Source organism: Clostridium oceanicum (genome assembly GCF_039521385.1).
Taxonomy (GTDB): domain Bacteria; phylum Bacillota; class Clostridia; order Clostridiales; family Clostridiaceae; genus Clostridium_F; species Clostridium_F oceanicum.
This window is the reverse complement of the sequence record NZ_BAAACG010000019.1, coordinates 309897-328308: the sequence shown is the minus strand read 5'-3', so window position 1 is coordinate 328308 and position 18412 is coordinate 309897. Positions and strand designations below refer to the sequence as shown.

Here is an 18412-nt window from a genome sequence, read left to right as displayed (position 1 = left end):
CAGACCAAAGACTTTTTTTATTTAGGAGGAATATTTAAATGTACGTAGAAAAAAGTGAGACAAAAGAAAATTCAAAAAAAACATTTTTAGATTCATTTTTTAAGTTATCTGAAAATGGTACAAATGTTAAAACAGAAATTATAGCAGGAATAACTACTTTTATTGCTATGGCTTATGTGATTTTTGTAAATCCTAGTGTCCTTATGCAAGCAGGTATGAATAGCAAAGGTCTATTGGGAGATGCAGCAGTAAAAGCAGGACTAACAGCAGTTAACGATCCTGTAGTTGGAGCTATATTTGTTGCTACATGTATTTCCGCAGCTATAGGAACATTAGTTATGGCACTTTATGCTAATGTACCATTTGCTCAAGCACCAGGCATGGGATTAAATGCATTTTTTGCATTTAGTGTATGTTTGACTTTAGGTTACACTTGGGAGCAGGCACTAGCGGCAGTATTTATTTCAGGGGTATTTTTCTTAATAATAACTTTTACATCAATAAGAGAAAAGATAGTAGATGCACTGCCACAAACACTTAAATTAGCTATTTCAGGTGGTATAGGATTATTTATCGCACTTATAGGATTTAAATCAGGTGGAATAATAGTTGCAAATCCAGCTACACTTGTAGGGTTTGGAGATTTTACTAATCCACATACAATATTAACCTTAGTAGGAATTTGTATAACAGCAATTTTAATGTCAAGAAAAGTTAAAGGATCAATGCTTATAGGTATTATATTAACTACTATAATAGGAATTCCTTTTGGAATTACTAAAGTGGCTGGAGTAAGTTTAATATCTGCGCCACCATCACTTGCACCAACATTATTTAAATTAGATTTACCAGGACTTTTAGGTTTCGGAGGGGCAGGACTTGTAGGAGCTTTAACTAGTGTTATAACAGTAGTTGTATCTTTTAGTTTAGTTGATATGTTCGATACAATAGGAACTTTAGTTGGAACTGCTCAAAAAGCAGGAATGGTTGATAAAAACGGAAAAGTTAAAAATTTAAATAAAGCATTATTTGCAGATGCTATAGCAACTACTTTAGGTTCATTAATAGGAACCAGTACAGTTACTACTTATGTAGAATCTACAGCAGGAGTTTCAGAAGGCGGAAGAACAGGATTAACTTCAGCTGTAACAGCTATAATGTTTATCTTAGCATTATTTTTTAGTGGGCTTGTTGGAATAGTTCCAACAGAAGCAACAGCACCAGCACTTATAATCGTTGGAGTTTTAATGATGGGAGCTATTACAAAAATAGACTTTAATGATTTTACAGAAGCTTTACCAGCATTTTTTACTATTGCAATAATGCCATTTAGTTATAGTATTGCAAATGGAATTGCAGCAGGATTAATATTTTATCCAATAGTTAAAGTAGTTACAGGAAAAAGAAAAGAAGTTCACCCAATAATATATGTACTAGCTATATTATTTATAATAAGATTTACTATATTGCCTAAATAAAAAAATTTAATATAAAAAATATAGAGTTTACGGAAATTAGTCACCGTAAACTCTATTTATTTATATTAATAAAATATAGGGGGATTAAGTATCTACTTTAAATTATGTCCTAGATTCATAATTTTATACTAGCAATTATGAGAGGGGTATTAAAATAATTTTTAAAATATTTTTAGTATGTGTATTAATCCTATTTATATTATTAGCAAGTATTATAAGATTTGGTGTGTTTAGCAAAGCTGTAAAGTCAGATTCTATAGTAATATTAGGATGTAAAGTTTATGAAAATACTCCTAGTGAATTTCTAAAAGCAAGATTAAATAGAGGATTAGAATTATATAATAAAGGATTTGGCGATTATATTATAGTCTCTGGCGGTAAAGGTGAAGGTGACTTAAAATCTGAAGCTAAAATTATGGAAGAATATTTAATAAAAAATGGAGTAGAAAAAAATAAAATAATAACAGAAGATAAATCTATAAATACATGGGAAAATATAAAATATTGTGATCAAATTATAAAAAGTAACCATTTTAAATCTGTAGTTATAGTTTCTAATAAATATCATTTGAAAAGAATAAATATGGTATGTAAAAAAATGAAAGTGAATTCTAGTTATTCAGGAGTTTATTTATCAAGTTATAAAATGGAAGAATTATTAGGAGTAATAAGAGAAGTAGTTGCATCATTTAAATATATAATATTATATATGTTTAAATAATATTTAAAAAAGGAATTTATTTGAAATTATAGAATAAGTATTATAATGTCCTTTTTAAAGTTACTTATAGGTTTAAGGAATATTAGGGAGGGAGTTATAATATGGCAAAAATTTATTACTGTGAAGATTGTAAAAGAGTATTAAATAACAAAGGAAATTGTGATTATTGCAATAAAGATAATATAAAAGAACTTAAGGTTGGAAAATCAGTGAATGTAATAGGTACAAAAACTAAAGGAAAATATCTTAGAAAATTAGATAAAGAAACAGTTCAACTTATAATAAAAGATGATATGAATAATAAAAAGATAAAGGAATACAAAATAGACGAATTAAAGAAAATATTATAAATACCAAAAATATATTTTTAAATTAGTAAAAGTAAGTAGATAGATTTGAGAAAAGCAAATTTATCTACTTACTTTTTATATGATTTTAAATAAATAATATTTAGTATAATATATTAAGTTAAAGTAGAATTTAAGTAAGATTTGGAAAAAGTATTATAGTAGTGTCTATATAAAATTTAAATTTAAGTACATAAATTTAACGTATAATATTTACTATTAAATAAATAAAATGTAAAATTAAATAGTAAATAGTATTAATGTAATAAATATTATAAATTTAAAGGAGAATAAAATGAAAAAAACTAATTTAATGAATAATAAAATAAAAATTTGCTTATTTGCTTTAATAAATCTAATAGTTTTTTGTACAGTTCAATTAGTATGTGTAAAACCTATAAAAGCTAAGGTTATATACAAAAATGTTGGTAGATATAAAAAATTAGTCGATGATGGATTAAATAGATTTCCAAGGGAAGCTAGAGATTATAGATTATTCTTAGGTAACTATGATTCTTTTGGAGATTATCTAAACTATGGTCCAAATAAATCAATATTATTTAATTTAAACAATATTAAATTAGATAAGGATGGAAACCCTGTTGTGTTATATAATGGTAAATACCAATATAATCCTGTTACTTTAGCTCAATATTCTCTTTCACTATATGGTGAATACTTAAAAGGGACTAATACAAAAGAGTCATTTTTGAAAGTAACTGATAAATTGATGACTTTACAAAATTCTAAAGGTGCTTTTACATATAATTTTCCATGGAGGTATTATTTAAATTCTAAAGATTATTCTTCTGGATGGTATTCTGGTATGGCACAGGGACAAGCATTAAGCGTGTTCACTAGAGCATATAAATTAACTAAAGATAAAAAATATTTAGAAGCAGGAAACAAAGCTTTAAAATTTATGATTACACCTGTAAGTAAAGGTGGTACAATGGATACCTTAAGTTGTATAGATAAAACATTAGGTAAAAATATTATATTTGAAGAATATATTTCAAATCCTTCTTCTTATACTTTAAATGGATTTATGTTTTCATTGTTAGGTCTATATGATTGGTCTCAATTATCTAATGTTAATATTGACAATAGTAAGATTTCAAAGGAATACTTTAACAAAGGTATATCTACTTTAGAAAAAATACTTCCATATTATGATTTAGGTGGTTTTACTGCTTATGACTTAGGATTTATGGTAAGAAAAAATACTCAGCCTCATATAGGAGTAAATTATCATGGAGTTCATATATATTTATTAAATGCACTTTATTCTATAACACAAGATAAAACATTATATGATTATTATAGATTATGGAAATCCTATGTTGATACTACTCCGGTAAATAGAATATATGGAAAAGATAGATATGAAACATCTATTTCAGTTTCAAAAAAAGAATTTAGAAATGGAAGCAAAACTATATTAATATCTAGTGGAGAGGTATTTGCTGATGCATTATGTGCAGCACCGTTGGCATCAAAATATAAAGCCCCAATGTTGTTGTCACCTAAAAAATCTTTAACTTCAGGTTTGAAAAATGAAATTCAAAGACTTAATCCATCTAATGTTATAATAATAGGAAAAGAAGGAGCTATATCCGAGAATGTAGCTAATCAGATTAAAGATATAAATAGTAATATACATATATCTAGAATTGGTGGGGAAGATAGATATGAAACATCTGTATTAATTGCAAAACATTTAGATTGTACAAGCTTTATGATTGCTTATGGTGGAAATTATGCAGACTCAATTTCAGCAGTTCCTATAGCTGCCTCAAAAAATATGCCTATGTTACTAGTTAAAAATGATAGTATACCAAATGAAGTAAATAAATATCTACATTTGAATAAAAATATTATTAATAATTCATATATAATTGGAGGAACTGGTGTAGTATCTAAAGATATAGAGAAAAAACTTAAAAATGTGAAAAGAATAGGTGGAAAAAATAGATATGAAACTAATACAATGGTTATAAAAGAATTTTTAAGTGATTTGGATTTAAGTAAAGCATATGTAACAGTTGGAGGCCCTGATTCTATAGATTTTGCAGATGGATTAGTTGCTTCACCAGTAGCTGCTAAATATAATGCTCCTATAATTATTATGCCTAAAAATAATGTAGTTTTAAATGTTACAAAAGAGTTTGCTTATAAAAATTTAAAAAAGGAAACTGAATTAATTGCTATAGGTGGAAGTCCTGTAATACCTAATCAATATATTAATTTCTTAAAGAAAGAATAAATTGATATATAATTTAATTTATTGACAATATTTAAGTAAATAGATAGATTTTATAAAACAGATTTATTAGTACTTTAATTATTAATAGTAAATAGTATATATATAAGGATTTTTAGATAAATCTTTGTATATATCTATAAGGAAGGTTATTATATAATGATTTCTATTATTTGGAGTTGTTAAAATTTTAAAGAATGATTTAGTTGTAAAAGTAGATTATATAAAGCTTATGGTTAAAAATAGTTAAATCAACTAACAATTTTTGAATTAAGTAATACATTGAATGGTATAAGCAATAAATTTAATTATTATATCCATTATTGACGCAATTATAAACGTAAAAGGCAATTAAAAAAGGTGACTTTTAGAGAATATAGAAATTATATTTTTAAATATTGGTATTTTTGTATATTTTAATAAAATAAAATTTAAAACATAACTTTTTTAATTTTTTCAAATATTCCTTTATGGGTATATTTATTTGGGTGTATTCCATCTAAATATAAAGAATTACCAGTATGTTTTTTATTTATATCATTAAATAAGGAGTAAAGATCTATATATTTTAAGTTAAGTTTTTTACATAAAGTTATTATATATGATCTATAACTTTTTAATTTATTGTTTACAATAGAGTAGTTAATATTACTATCCCATTGTTTTATAGCTAAGGATTCATCTATAAAAGGAGGTATTCCAATAAAAGGTATTATGTTATTTTCTAAAGCTTCTTTTATTATTAATGAAAGGTTTTCTTCTACTGAATTAAGAGACCTATTTAATAAAAAATCATTTGTTCCTGCCATTATAAATAAGTAGCAGGGAGAATTTATAATAACATCTTTATAATACCTTGAAAGTATTCCAGTAGTTGTGTCACCATTTACCCCTTTATTTATTAGCTCAAAATTAGAACTTGATTTTAAAAGTTCAAACCAGGAAAATTCTTTGTTAATACCAAATCCAGTAGTAAGACTATCACCAATACATATAAATTTCATAATATTACTCCTTAGATACATGAAAATAAATAGTTATTAGCCTTTAGTATTTGTGAAAACTATTTATTTTCATGTGTTTTATTTTTTTCGTTAAATTTAGTTAATTCAGAAAAGAGTTCTTGTTGTTTATCAATTTGTTTTTGAAGAGCCCACATATTGTTTGCATATTTAAAATTGTCATCTAATATACTTAGAAAGTTTGGTTTCCAATAAGGACTTAACATATTAAAAAACTTTTCCTGTTTATACTTTTCCATAGAATAATAATATTTTTTAATTTCTATATTATAATTTTTTAGATTAGTGCAAATTTCTATATATCTTTTCTTATAGTTATTTCTTGATATGTATATGGATAAAACTACTATACCTATAAGAACTATTAAAGGTAAAAATTTCATATTACCATACCTTTCATAAACAATTTTTATAATAATAAATTTTATTAAAATTTACTTTATTATAACAGATTTAGTATTAAAAAAACAAAATCCTTCTATAATTACAGAAGGATTTATTATACTTATTTACTTGAAGTGTTTTAACTAATTATTAAAACATATAAGTTTTTATTAAAGCATTTGTATTAATTATTATTTTTCTTATAAAATTTTAAATAATATACTAAAGTAATAATTATATTATTTAAATTAATTAGATGGATTTGTTTTTAAAAGGGATTTAGCTTCTTTTAAAGAAAGATCTTTATGATAAAATAATTTGAAAAATTCTTTAGTATCTTTAGCTATATCACCTTTATATAAATTAGGATATAGGCAATGTTGAAACCATTTTATCCCCATAAGTTTATTAATTGATGGAGGACAATCAAACCAATTAAATGGTAAACTAGGAATTACATAAGCTTTATTTTCTTTCACTGCAGAAATTTTTTCCCAGGAGCTATTATTAAATATGTTTAAATCTGAAACTACTATATCAGGATTCCAAGAAATTATTTGTTCCATAGATATAATACTACGAGAGCCATGTTTTACAGGGAAATTAGCTACATTTTTACCACCAGCATAAGTTATAGCTTCAGAGTGAAGTGATCCTTCAGGGTCTGTTTCTTGGCCTTTAGGTCCTTTAGCGTAATAAACCTTTAGTTTTTCCTTATCCTTTAAGTTTTCTGTGATTTTTTTTGATTCTTTAAGCGTTTTTTCACAGTAAGAAGCAAGTTCTTCCCCTTCCTTTTTTTTATTTAATAAATTTCCAATGAATCTATAAGTTTTAGCTAGTTCTTCTGTTTTTCCACTTACAAGTATAAAAGGAATATTTGATTGTTTTTGAAATTTTTCTACTCCAGAAATAGTAGATTTATTTATGTCTCCCATAGATATAATTAAATCAGGCTTTAGTTTGCATATTTCTTCTATATTACCTGATTTTTTTCCTTGTAAACTTCCGGCTACAGGTAGTTTGCTAGCATTTGGAGTAAGATATTTTAATGATTCTTTTGGGATTTTATCATTCCAAGCAACTAATTTTTGGGGGCATAGTGAATAAAGAAATAAGGACCCTAAAGTACTTGTACAATATATTTTTTTTATTTTACTTGGAATTTTTACTTGTCGTCCAGCTTGGTCTTTTATTATTTTATAACTACTAGAGGTGGTAGTAGATTTACTTTTTTGTGTACATCCAAAAAAAGAAATTGAAATAATTAAAATTAGCATTAAACTTGTGATTTTTTTTATCATTATATTAAAACCCCTTTCTTTATTTAGAAAATTAGTTTATTAATCTAATAGTTATATTTTAATAAGGAATATAACCTGATTTTTGTTATTTTTAGATAGTATATAGTTTTTAATTAAGTAGAAATAATGATTAAATTAAGATTTTTCTTTATAGTTAAAAGGTATGCATACCTTTTGAGATAAAGTTTTATTAATATTAGCATCAATCATTTTTATATCTAATCCATAAATTTCTTTCATGACTTTTGGATTAATTTCACTAGTTGGATCACCAAAAGAAAATATTCCATTTTTTTTCATAATAGCAACCTTACTTCCATATAAAAGAGCATGATTAGGATTATGGCAAGACATTAATATACTTTGATTATTATTTACGCATAAAGATTTTATTAAGCTTAAAACTTTTATTTGGTTTCCATAGTCAAGATTTGATGTAGGTTCATCCATTATAATTATAGGGGATTTTTGAGCAATAGATCTAGCTATTAAAACTAGTTGCCTTTCACCACCACTAAGTTTTGTATAAATTTTATTTTTTAAATGACCTATTCCTAAAAGAGTTAAAGCTTCTTTTGCAATTTCTTTATCTTCTTTACTTGGAGAAGAAAAATCTTTTATATAAACAGCTCGTCCCATCAAAACTACATCAAATACTGTAAAGGGAAAAGGAGGAGTATGAGCTTGTGGTACATAAGAGATATATTTATATAATTCTTTCGATTTAAAAGTATTTATATTTTTACCATCTACTAATATGTTTCCAGACTTAAGTTTTAAGAGCATTAATATAGTTTTAAAAAGTGTAGTTTTTCCAACACCATTTGGACCAAGAACGCATAAAAGTTCTCCAGAATTTAAGGTGAAAGATAAATTTTTATATAGGGTATTATTTTTATATCCAAAAGAAATTTCTTTTAAGTCTAATTTCATAGCCAGCCCTTCTTTACATTCATTAATAAATAAGCGAAAAATGGAATTCCAATTAAAGATGTTAGGATTCCAAGAGGAACTTCTACTGGAAAGGCACATCTAGTAAAATCATCTACCAAAAGCATATATATGCTACCTATAAAAAAAGAAGCTGGAAGTAGAGTTTTATAATTAGGTCCATATAAGGCTCTTGCTAAATGGGGAATAACTAATCCTACCCATCCAATGACTCCACAATAGGAAACAATTGAAGCGCTGAGCAAGGTAGAGCATATTATTACTATAACTCGTATTTTATCTGTATTTACTCCTAGGGTTTTTGCTTCATCTTCTGGGAAAGACAGTATATTAAGTTTCCATCGTACTAAAAGTAGCGGTATTAATCCTATAACAATTGGTATTATCATTATTTCTAGATCTTTTAAAGTTATAGAAGATAATCCACCCATAAGCCAAAAGGTTATGGAGGGGAGTTTGTCATAAGGATCACATACATACTTAACAAGAGATACTCCTGATGTAAATACTCCTTGAACTAACATACCAGATAAAACTAGTACTAAGCTTGGATCATGAAAAGGTATCTTCTTGCTTATTTTCCAAGAACTTATAACTGCAATTAAACCAAATATAAATGCAAAAACTTGTATTGTTTGAACATTTAATGAAAGAAGTATTCCTAAGGCTACACCAAAACTTGCACCAGCAGAGGCGCCTAAAATATCTGGAGATACTAAAGGGTTTCTAAACATTCCTTGATAAGAAGCACCAGCAGTAGATAAAGCACCACCTACCAGTAGAGCAGCTATAACTCTTGGAATACGTAAGTTTAAGAGTATAGCTGTTGTTTTATCATTTAGTGTTAATAAATCATGTATGGATATAGAATATCGTCCCATAGAAATTGATATAAGAATTAAAATAATAGCTATAGGAAGTAATAAATATTTTTTTATTTTACTCATAAAATCATCTCATTTTTAGAAATTTTCACAGGAATATTCCAATTTTTTAATATAGATAGTATATGATTTGGAATTTGATTTCTGTTTTTTAAAGAAACAGGTAAGAAATATATATCCGGTCTATTTCTTATTTCATTTAAAAAAGGAGAGTTAAATTCTTTTAGAACTCCTAGTACGATTTTATTACTATTTAAAATTTTTCTTACTGAGTCTTTAAAGTTTTCTGCATTTTCTTCCAGGAAACCGATTTCATCTAATATTATTAGATTTCTATTTTTAAGACTGGTATTTAATATTTCAACACCTTTATTTTCAAAAGTATATATATTAGAAGTAGGTCTTTTACCTTTAAAACATTCACCAATTATATTGTTGCTTTTTTTATCTATAAATGAAACCATATCAAAATATATTTTATTATTTTTAGTAGAGCATTTTTTTACTTCAAATCCTCCAAGCTCAATACTTAAATCATTTATTACTTTTTTTATTATAGTACTTTTACCAGTACCACTAGGAGCAGTAAGGAATAAGTTATACATATCAAATCTCCTTTAGAATTTTATACTTTTTATATCTTTTAGATGATTTAATGAACCTTTATTTTTTATTAATAGTATTTCGCTTAAAATACCTAGAGCTATTTCTTTTGGTTTACAAGATGCTATATCTAAACCGATAGGGGCATAAACCTTTTTAAGATTTTCTCTAGAAATTCCTTTAGAAATCAAACTATTCATTACATAGGATGTTTTTTTGTGACTTCCTATCATGCCTATATAACTAGGATCTTTTGAAATTACAGTTTCTAGGGCTAAAGCATCATCTTTATGACCTCTTGATACTATAACAATATAAGTATTTTTATCTATAGGGTACTTAGATAAAGAGTCTTTTATATTTTCTACTATTATTTCATTGCAATTAGGGAATCTTTCTTCATTAGCAAAATCTTTTCTATCATCTATTACCACTGTATAAAAATCTAAAAATTTAGCTATTTTATGAATGCAAAAGGCTACATGACCTGCACCTACGATTATAAGTTTAGTTTGAGGTGAAAATACTTTTATAAATCCTTTGATTTCTCCTCCACAATGCATGCCTAAATCACCATTTTCATTTAATTTATATTGGAAAGGGGAACTTTCATTATTTTTAATACAATCTAAGGCCTTATTTATAATTTCATATTCAGCTTTACCACCACCTACAGTACCTTCTATTTTACTATTTTCCCATACTGCCATTATTGATCCAGCTTTTCCCGGGGTTGAACCTGAAACCTCAGTTATAGTAGCTAATGCTACAGTATTTCCTTCGTTTACACTTTTATAAATTTTTTTTAGTATTTCTTGTTCCATAAATTCAAACCACCTTCTTGATTTTTATTTATAAAATATAAAATAGCTTCTAATACCCCTCCAGCAACATTTCTTGCTTTATCAGAAATAGTAAAGCAGTTTTTTATTTCTTTTTCTCTAGGATCTACATCAGCTATTTTTAATCCCTTTGTAATCGAACTACCATTTCTTATAAGGCCTCTTAATAAACCAGTTATTTTTGATTTGATTTCTGTATTATCTACATAAGCTATAGTTTCATCTTTTAATACAAAATCTCCGATTTCTTTTATGTTTTTAATAATTCCTTTAGAAGGACTATATATAACTCTTTCTTTAGAATAACCACCAATTTCTCCCGGTGTTCCAGTGTTTTTTATAGGTGTTCCTTTTAAAATTACTCTTCCTAAATTATGTCCTCTCATAGTTTCAATAACTGCATCAACGTCTTTGCCAGCTTCAAAGCCTGGACCAAGTCCTATAGTTATTTCAGCCATATCTATTTTTGTTCCTAAGTTTTTCTTTGCTAGTATAGCATCTATTAATACTTTAGGTTTTAATATATTTATATATTTTCCTTTAGGGTCTATTATAATAGGAATTTCATTATTTTTCCAACAACTTAATATTTCATCTAAACTATTTATTTTAACAGCAGTAGTATTTTCTATAGTAACTTTACCAGAATAAATAGCTTCACTATAGCACACATTTCGTCTTATAGAAGTAGGGGTACAACTTTCTAAAACTAATATTTTAAATCCACATTTATAAAGTTTATATATAGTTCCAGAAGCTATATCACCGCCGCCTCTAACAATTACAATATTTTCATCCATTTTTATAAAACCTGTCCTTATTATAATTTTTATAGTATTACAAAATACATTTAAAATAATTTGACCTATTTTAGTATTGATATTATATTTATAACATTTTTTTATAAATATTGAAAGCAATAAACATGCCATAAATATTTATTTTTCATATAGTTATAAATCTATGATAAATGAGTAAATATAAGGATTTGATAAAACTTTCTAAAGATATATAAATTAGTAGAATAGTAATAATTATTAAAATGATAATTAGTTATTAAAATGATAAATTATAAATAGTCTAAATTATTAATTATATATTAAAAAAATTATCTTATTGATAAATATACAAGTTAAAATCAGTTTTTTAAACATATGTAATTGTGGTAGAATAAATTAATGACATTTATTTCAATTTATTCTAAAAAAATAAAATATTATTTAAGGAATGATATAATATGAAGAAATTTTCATTGATAGAAATTCAAGATACAGTGACTAAATATGCAAATGTAATCTCAAATATAATAAAAACAGATGTGGAAATTGTTGATAAAAATTTGTATAGAATAGCAGGTACTGGTATATATAAAAATGAAATAAATAAAGATATGTCAAAAGAGGGATATATATATGGCCATGTTATAAAAACAGGAGAAAAACAAATAATAAAAAATCCAGGGAAGAGTTATTTATGTGAAAAATGTAATCAAAAGAATAATTGCCCGGAAAAACTACTTGTATGTACCCCTATAGTTTTAAATAAAAATATCATAGGTGTAATAGGCCTTATATGTTCTAAAAAAAGTCAAAGGGATAAGCTTATAAAAAATTTTGATTCATACATTGAAGTATTAGATCAAATAGCAGATTTTATAAGTACTAAAGCATATGAGTATGTTGAAATAAAAATAAGTCATATGAGAGTAGATTTGCTTAAACAAGTAATAGACAGTGTAGATAAAGGGGTTTTAGTTACTAAAGATAATAAAATAGTTCATATGAACAGCAGTGCTATGGAACAATTTAAACTTACACCTAATAATATTGATAAAAATATAGTTATTAGTTCTACAAGTGAGTATGGAATGGGTGGAGAAGTATATACTGTAATTATAAATAATGAAAAATTTCAATTGATAGGTAAGATAATACCTGTTTTCCCTGTACTATCCTCATATGATAAAATATTTATATTTCAGGGAATAAAACATTTAAAATCAAAAATATATAAGGTTAGTGGAAGAAGACAAGTTATAAAAATTGAAGATATTATAGGAAAATCAAAGCCTATGATTACTCTAAAAAAGAGGATAAAAAAAATTGCTTGTTCTAGAGCTACTGTTTTAATAACTGGGGAAAGTGGTACTGGAAAGGAACTTATTGCAAGGGCTATACATTGTGAAAGTGATAAAAATACTAAACCTTTCATAGCTATAAATTGTGCAGCTATACCAGAAGCACTTTTAGAAAGTGAATTATTTGGATATGTAAGAGGGGCTTTTAGTGGAGCAGATCCAAATGGAAGAGTAGGAAAGTTTGAACTAGCAAATAACGGGATAATATTTTTAGATGAGATAGGGGACATGCCTTTATATCTTCAATCTAAAATACTTAGAGTAATTCAAGAAAAAAAATTAGTGAGAATAGGATCTAATCACTTAATAGATTTGAATATAAGGGTTATAGCAGCTACTAATAAAGATTTAAAGAAACTTATAAAAGAAAATAAATTTAGAGAAGATTTATATTATAGACTTAATGTTATACCACTTAAAATACCACCTTTAAGAGAGAGAAAAGAAGATATAGAACTTGTTATGAATATGTTAATAGAAAAATACAATAGATTATATGGTAAAAATGTATGTGAAATTAATAAGGAATGTATAGATATTTTAGTACACTATCCTTGGCATGGTAATGTACGAGAACTTGAAAATGCTGTAGAGTTTATGATAAATATGGCAGATGATACTGGGGTAATAACAATTGATATGCTTCCTCCTAATATAGTAGAAAGTAGAAATTTTAAGTTAAAGGAAAACTATGAAAAAGGGGATATAAAACCTTTAAAGATTATAGAAGGAGAATATATATTAAAAGCCTTAGATATATACGGTAGTGATACTACAGGAAAAGAACTAGCAGCTAATCATCTAGGAATAGGGATTGCTACTTTATATAGAAAATTAAGAGAAATAAAAAAATTATCAAAGTAATAATTTCCTTATATTTATTTTTCTAAAAACCATGGAAATAGTATAATTTATCACAATGATAGTTAATTATTGTTATGATAATAAATTTATATATTAAAGTTAAAAAACATACAAAGTTAATAATAACCATTGTATGTTTTTTTATTTAATAAAATAGTTGTGATTTAAACAAATAGGTTATTAACATAGAAAAAGGTGATATAAATATTTTTTGATATCTGAAAATTGGCACAACTATTGCTAATAACCAGTTATTAGAAAATAAAAAAGAAAAGGGGTATTGTTATGAGCGAAAAAATAAAATGTAAGAAAAATAATATAACTAATAATTCACAAAAAGCATCTGTTGACTTTTTAGGTGAAGAGGAAATAAAAAAAACTAGAAAGTTTCATGAAAGCTTTCCTCAATTTACAAAAACACCTTTAGTAGATTTGAAAGGGTTATCAAAGCATCTAGGTTTAGGTGGTGTATATGTAAAAGATGAGTCCTATCGTTTTGGTTTAAATGCTTTTAAAGTATTAGGTGGTTCTTTTTCTATGGGAAAATATTTGGCAAAAAAATTAGGAAAAGATATTTCAGAATTAAGCTATGAAAAACTTACTTCAAAAGAAATAAGAAAAGAGCTTGGAGATATAACATTTATTACAGCTACAGACGGAAATCATGGTAGAGGAGTAGCTTGGACTGCATCTCAATTAAATCAGAAATCAATAGTTTATATGCCAAAAGGGTCTTCTTTAACACGTCTTGAAAATATAAGAGGTGAAGGAGCAAATGCTTCTATAACTGATCTTAATTATGATGATGCAGTAAGGCTTGCAGCTAAAGAAGCAAAAGAAAATGGATGGGTTATGGTTCAAGATACTGCTTGGGAAGGATATGAAGAAATTCCTACTTGGATAATGCAAGGTTATGGAACAATGGCTTCAGAAGCATTGGAACAATTAAGAAATTTAAAAATAGAAAAACCTACACATATATTTGTACAGGCAGGAGTTGGTTCTTTAGCAGGAGCTGTTCAAGGTTATTTTGCTTCAGTATTTAAAGATGAATGTCCAACAACTGTAATAGTAGAAGCTAATGAAGCAGATTGTTTATATAGATCAGCAGTAGCTGGTGATGGAAATTTAAGAGCGGTAACAGGGGATATGCCTACTATAATGGCGGGGCTTGCTTGTGGAGAAGCAAATACTATAGGCTGGGAAGTTTTAAAATCTTATAGTTCAATGTTTGTATCTTGTCCTGATTGGGTTTCAGCTAATGGAATGAGAATGCTAGGAAATCCTATTAAAGAAGACAAAAGGGTTATATCAGGAGAATCTGGAGCAGTAACAGCAGGGCTTTTAAATGCAATAATGACAAGAGATGATATGAAAGAGATAAGAGAAAAACTAAAATTAGATAAAAATTCAAGAGTATTATTATTTAGTACTGAAGGAGATACAGATCCAGATAAGTATAGAAAAATTGTCTGGAATGGGGAGTATTCAAAATAAAACTCATGGAGGGGATAAATATGGATAGCAAAGAGAGCAAAGTGATATCTCCTGTTGATGAATTGCTTCCGCCGCAACACTTATTTATTTTAGGGTTACAACATGTTTTAGCCATGTGTGCAGGAGCTGTTGCGGTTCCTCTAATAATCGGAGGAGCATTAAATTTGCCTATGGAACAAACAATATTTCTTATAAATGCAGATCTTTTTGTAGCTGGAGTAGCAACTTTAATACAGTCTTTAGGCATAAAAAAATTTATTGGAGCAAAAGTTCCTGTTATTGAAGGTACAAGTTTTGCATCGGTATCAGCTATAGTAGCTATTGGAAATGCATATCCTGGAGATCCTATAACAGGTATTACAACTATTTTTGGAGCTACTTTTGTAGCAGGTTTATTTTGTTTTGTTATGGCTCCCTTTTTTGGAAAACTTTTAAAGTTTTTTCCTAAGGTAGTAACAGGTACGGTAATAACTATTATAGGTATATCATTGCTTCCAGTAGCAGTTAAATGGTGTGCAGGAAATGATATAAATTCTCCAATGTTTGCTAGTCCTAAAAATATTTTATTATCTTTATTTGTGTTAGTTTTGATTTTAATTATGAATAAATTTTTTAAAGGAATATTGGGGAATTTATCTATATTATTAGGTATAGTTATAGGAACTATTATTGCTTCCTTATTAGGTATGTCAGATTTTACCAGAGTACATAGTTCAGATTGGATTAATATAGATGTTCCTCTACATTTTGGAATGATTAAATTCAATCTGACAGCTATAATATCCATGATATTGGTTATGCTTGTTATGATGACAGAAGCTACAGGAAATATGATAGCTATACATGAAATGATTGGTAAAGAAATTGATGATAAGAATTTAACTAGAGGACTTAGAACCGATGGATTTGCTACAATGTTAGCAGGAATATTTAATACTTTTCCACATACAGCTTTTGGACAAAATATAGGACTTGTAAATTTAACTGGTGTAAAAAGCCGTTTTGTGGTAGCAGCTTCTGGAGTGATTCTAATATTATTAGGATTATTTCCAAAGGCAGGAGCAACAGTTGCATCTATACCCTATCCTGTTCTTGGGGGAGCTGGTATAGCTATGTTTGGTATGGTTGCATCTGGTGGTATTTCAACTCTTAGTAAAATTAAATTTAAGGATACTAAAAATGGAATGATAATAGGAGTAAGTATTGGTCTTTCAATAATTCCCTTAGCAGTACCAACTTTTTACCAAAAATTTCCACAATGGGTTGAAATCCTTTTCCATAGTGGAATAACTACTGGAAGTTTATCAGCTATATTGTTGAATTTATTTTTCAATGAATTTAGGAAAAATAAGAATTTAACAATAAAAGAAAGGAGAGAAATAGTCAAGGGATAAATAAAAAATGTATAGGTTGTTAAATGAAATTTTTATTATAGATATAAAAGGAGATGCAATTTTATAATGGCCACTTTAATAAAAAATGGAACTATAATTACTTCAGGTGATACTTTTAAAGGAGATATTTATATAGAAAATGGTATTATAAAAAAGATAGGTATAAATCTTGTTGAAGAGGCTGAAGAGATAGTGGATGCTCAAGGGAAATATGTAATGCCAGGAGGGGTAGATGTTCATACTCACCTTAATTTAGATGTAGGAACAGCTGTGGCTACAGATGATTTTTATACTGGAACTGTAGCAGCTGCTTGTGGAGGAACTACAACTATAGTTGATCACTTAGCATTTGGTCCTAAAGAATGTGATTTACATCATCAAATTAATTTATACCATGGTTATGCTAAAGGTAATGCAGTTATAGACTATGGGTTTCATGGAGTTATACAACATGTAAATAATGATATATTGAAAGAAATTGATGTACTAGCATCAGAAGGAATAACAAGTAATAAAATTTACTTAACTTATGATTATAAACTAAATGATTTAGAAGTTTTAAAAGTGCTTATTAAATCTAGAAAAGATGGAGTGCTTACTGTTGTTCATCCTGAGAATCATGATACTGTAACTTATCTTAGAGAATACTATTCAAAAAATGGCCTTACAGATCCTATATATCATTCAAAGAGTAGACCTATAGATTGTGAAGGAGAAGCAATAAATAGAATGATAAATATTGCAAAATTAGCAGAAGAAGCTCCTTTATATATAGCACATTTATCTTGTGAGTTAGGGCTAGAATATATAAAATTGGCAAAACGTAGAGGAATAAATAACTTATTTGTAGAAACTTGTCCTCAATATCTTCTTTTAGATGATGAGAAGTATAAAGAGAAAAATGATGAAGGTTTAAAGTATATCATTAGTCCTCCTTTAAGAGAAAAATCCAATCAAAATGCATTATGGAAAGGAATTAAAGAAGGATACATACAGGTTATTTCTACAGATCATTGTCCTTTTAATTTTAAAGGAGAAAAGCAATTAGGCAAAAATGATTTTACTAAATGTCCAAATGGACTACCGGGAATTGAGAGCAGAATCTCTTTAATATTTTCAGAAGGAGTAATGAAAAAAAGAATATCTTTAAATAAATTTGTAGATTTAGTTAGTACAAAGCCAGCTAAATTATTTGGATTATATCCTAAAAAAGGGTCTATTCAAGTTGGTAGTGACGGAGATGTTGTAATAATAGATCCTAATAAAAAAGTTAAAATTACAAAATCAATGTTACATGAAAATGTTGATTATACTCCTTATGAAGGAATTGAAATTAAAGGATCTCCTGTACTTACTATAGCTAGAGGAAAAATAATTGCAAAAGATAATAAATTTCTTGGAGAAAGAGGATATGGTAAATTTATAAAAAGAAAAAAAGTAGATTTTTCTACTATTTATTAAAGATAAATTAAATATAGATTTTCTTATTACTAAAGAATCTTTTATAAATAATTAATTAAGGTATTAAAAATATTTTGATTATTTATTATAAAAGATTTTTTTTGTAAAGAGTTATAATTTTTTCCATCTCAATATGTTTAGTTTAAAATGCTTATTATTTATCACAATGATAGAAATTATATACAAGATAAAATTTGTATTAAATAATTTCAACATTTAAAGTCATTATTATTAAAATGATAAAATTATCATTTTAATAATAA

The 18412-nt window shown here is 26.6% G+C and carries 16 protein-coding genes; 8 read left to right on the top strand and 8 right to left on the bottom strand.

Going from position 1 to position 18412, the window contains the following annotated elements; translation table 11 throughout:
- The first annotated feature begins 38 nt into the window (after positions 1–38).
- The 4 genes from ABDZ71_RS17970 to ABDZ71_RS17955 all read left to right on the top strand — a co-directional run bounded on the left by ABDZ71_RS17970 (position 39) and on the right by ABDZ71_RS17955 (position 4812).
- A complete protein-coding gene (locus tag ABDZ71_RS17970) occupies positions 39–1478 on the top strand; it encodes an NCS2 family permease (protein ID WP_343763939.1) in 1440 nt (479 codons plus the stop codon).
- A gap of 226 nt (positions 1479–1704) precedes the next feature.
- Positions 1705–2199 carry a YdcF family protein gene (locus ABDZ71_RS17965; RefSeq protein WP_343763937.1) on the top strand — a complete coding sequence of 165 codons (495 nt, stop codon included), beginning with the start codon at positions 1705–1707 and terminating at the stop codon, positions 2197–2199.
- 101 nt (positions 2200–2300) lie between these two features.
- Positions 2301–2549 (top strand): hypothetical protein, encoded by a 249-nt coding sequence (locus ABDZ71_RS17960; protein WP_343763935.1) that lies wholly within the window; start codon positions 2301–2303, stop codon positions 2547–2549.
- A gap of 292 nt (positions 2550–2841) precedes the next feature.
- Positions 2842–4812: a cell wall-binding repeat-containing protein gene (locus tag ABDZ71_RS17955; protein WP_343763932.1), complete on the top strand. Its 1971-nt coding sequence runs from the start codon at positions 2842–2844 to the stop codon at positions 4810–4812.
- A gap of 428 nt (positions 4813–5240) precedes the next feature.
- Here ABDZ71_RS17955 and ABDZ71_RS17950 read toward each other — a convergent pair whose 3' ends face one another.
- The 8 genes from ABDZ71_RS17950 to yqeB form a co-directional block, all read right to left on the bottom strand.
- Positions 5241–5813: an SGNH/GDSL hydrolase family protein gene (locus ABDZ71_RS17950; RefSeq protein ID WP_343763930.1), complete on the bottom strand. Its 573-nt coding sequence runs from the start codon at positions 5811–5813 to the stop codon at positions 5241–5243.
- A 59-nt stretch (positions 5814–5872) separates the two neighbouring features.
- Complete coding sequence (locus ABDZ71_RS17945) at positions 5873–6214, bottom strand: hypothetical protein (RefSeq protein WP_343763927.1); 342 nt, start codon at positions 6212–6214, stop codon at positions 5873–5875.
- A 249-nt stretch (positions 6215–6463) separates the two neighbouring features.
- Complete coding sequence (locus tag ABDZ71_RS17940) at positions 6464–7516, bottom strand: ABC transporter substrate-binding protein (RefSeq protein ID WP_343763924.1); 1053 nt, start codon at positions 7514–7516, stop codon at positions 6464–6466.
- A gap of 135 nt (positions 7517–7651) precedes the next feature.
- Positions 7652–8449, bottom strand: coding sequence for an ABC transporter ATP-binding protein (locus tag ABDZ71_RS17935; protein WP_343763922.1), 798 nt, complete (start codon positions 8447–8449; stop codon positions 7652–7654).
- A complete protein-coding gene (locus ABDZ71_RS17930; protein ID WP_343763920.1) occupies positions 8446–9414 on the bottom strand; it encodes a FecCD family ABC transporter permease in 969 nt (322 codons plus the stop codon). Before ABDZ71_RS17930 ends, ABDZ71_RS17935 begins: the two co-directional genes overlap by 4 nt.
- Positions 9411–9956, bottom strand: a complete 546-nt coding sequence (locus tag ABDZ71_RS17925; RefSeq protein ID WP_343763918.1) for a nucleoside-triphosphatase — start codon at positions 9954–9956, stop codon at positions 9411–9413. Before ABDZ71_RS17925 ends, ABDZ71_RS17930 begins: the two co-directional genes overlap by 4 nt.
- A gap of 12 nt (positions 9957–9968) precedes the next feature.
- Positions 9969–10778, bottom strand: a complete 810-nt coding sequence (locus tag ABDZ71_RS17920; protein ID WP_343763916.1) for an XdhC family protein — start codon at positions 10776–10778, stop codon at positions 9969–9971.
- Positions 10760–11596, bottom strand: a complete 837-nt coding sequence (yqeB, locus tag ABDZ71_RS17915) for a selenium-dependent molybdenum cofactor biosynthesis protein YqeB (protein ID WP_343763914.1) — start codon at positions 11594–11596, stop codon at positions 10760–10762. Before yqeB ends, ABDZ71_RS17920 begins: the two co-directional genes overlap by 19 nt.
- A gap of 437 nt (positions 11597–12033) precedes the next feature.
- Here yqeB and ABDZ71_RS17910 point away from each other — a divergent pair, with 437 nt between their 5' ends.
- The 4 genes from ABDZ71_RS17910 to hydA all read left to right on the top strand — a co-directional run bounded on the left by ABDZ71_RS17910 (position 12034) and on the right by hydA (position 18149).
- Positions 12034–13797 carry a sigma-54 interaction domain-containing protein gene (locus ABDZ71_RS17910; protein WP_343763912.1) on the top strand — a complete coding sequence of 588 codons (1764 nt, stop codon included), beginning with the start codon at positions 12034–12036 and terminating at the stop codon, positions 13795–13797.
- A 285-nt stretch (positions 13798–14082) separates the two neighbouring features.
- Positions 14083–15294 (top strand): diaminopropionate ammonia-lyase, encoded by a 1212-nt coding sequence (dpaL, locus tag ABDZ71_RS17905; protein WP_343763910.1) that lies wholly within the window; start codon positions 14083–14085, stop codon positions 15292–15294.
- A gap of 20 nt (positions 15295–15314) precedes the next feature.
- Positions 15315–16688: a nucleobase:cation symporter-2 family protein gene (locus tag ABDZ71_RS17900; protein ID WP_343763908.1), complete on the top strand. Its 1374-nt coding sequence runs from the start codon at positions 15315–15317 to the stop codon at positions 16686–16688.
- Between the two features lie 66 nt (positions 16689–16754).
- Complete coding sequence (hydA, locus tag ABDZ71_RS17895) at positions 16755–18149, top strand: dihydropyrimidinase (RefSeq protein ID WP_343763906.1); 1395 nt, start codon at positions 16755–16757, stop codon at positions 18147–18149.
- The last annotated feature ends 263 nt before the right edge of the window (positions 18150–18412 follow it).

Bases quoted from the DNA above. Each gene is read 5' to 3' on its own strand.
- ABDZ71_RS17970 (WP_343763939.1), top strand. From the start codon at position 39: ATGTACGTAGAAAAAAGTGAGACAAAAGAAAATTCAAAAAAAACATTT.
- ABDZ71_RS17960 (WP_343763935.1), top strand. From the start codon at position 2,301: ATGGCAAAAATTTATTACTGTGAAGATTGTAAAAGAGTATTAAATAAC.
- ABDZ71_RS17955 (WP_343763932.1), top strand. From the start codon at position 2,842: ATGAAAAAAACTAATTTAATGAATAATAAAATAAAAATTTGCTTATTT.
- ABDZ71_RS17950 (WP_343763930.1), bottom strand. From the start codon at position 5,813: ATGAAATTTATATGTATTGGTGATAGTCTTACTACTGGATTTGGTATT.
- ABDZ71_RS17945 (WP_343763927.1), bottom strand. From the start codon at position 6,214: ATGAAATTTTTACCTTTAATAGTTCTTATAGGTATAGTAGTTTTATCC.
- ABDZ71_RS17940 (WP_343763924.1), bottom strand. From the start codon at position 7,516: ATGATAAAAAAAATCACAAGTTTAATGCTAATTTTAATTATTTCAATT.
- ABDZ71_RS17935 (WP_343763922.1), bottom strand. From the start codon at position 8,449: ATGAAATTAGACTTAAAAGAAATTTCTTTTGGATATAAAAATAATACC.
- ABDZ71_RS17930 (WP_343763920.1), bottom strand. From the start codon at position 9,414: ATGAGTAAAATAAAAAAATATTTATTACTTCCTATAGCTATTATTTTA.
- ABDZ71_RS17925 (WP_343763918.1), bottom strand. From the start codon at position 9,956: ATGTATAACTTATTCCTTACTGCTCCTAGTGGTACTGGTAAAAGTACT.
- ABDZ71_RS17920 (WP_343763916.1), bottom strand. From the start codon at position 10,778: ATGGAACAAGAAATACTAAAAAAAATTTATAAAAGTGTAAACGAAGGA.
- yqeB (WP_343763914.1), bottom strand. From the start codon at position 11,596: ATGGATGAAAATATTGTAATTGTTAGAGGCGGCGGTGATATAGCTTCT.
- ABDZ71_RS17910 (WP_343763912.1), top strand. From the start codon at position 12,034: ATGAAGAAATTTTCATTGATAGAAATTCAAGATACAGTGACTAAATAT.
- dpaL (WP_343763910.1), top strand. From the start codon at position 14,083: ATGAGCGAAAAAATAAAATGTAAGAAAAATAATATAACTAATAATTCA.
- ABDZ71_RS17900 (WP_343763908.1), top strand. From the start codon at position 15,315: ATGGATAGCAAAGAGAGCAAAGTGATATCTCCTGTTGATGAATTGCTT.
- hydA (WP_343763906.1), top strand. From the start codon at position 16,755: ATGGCCACTTTAATAAAAAATGGAACTATAATTACTTCAGGTGATACT.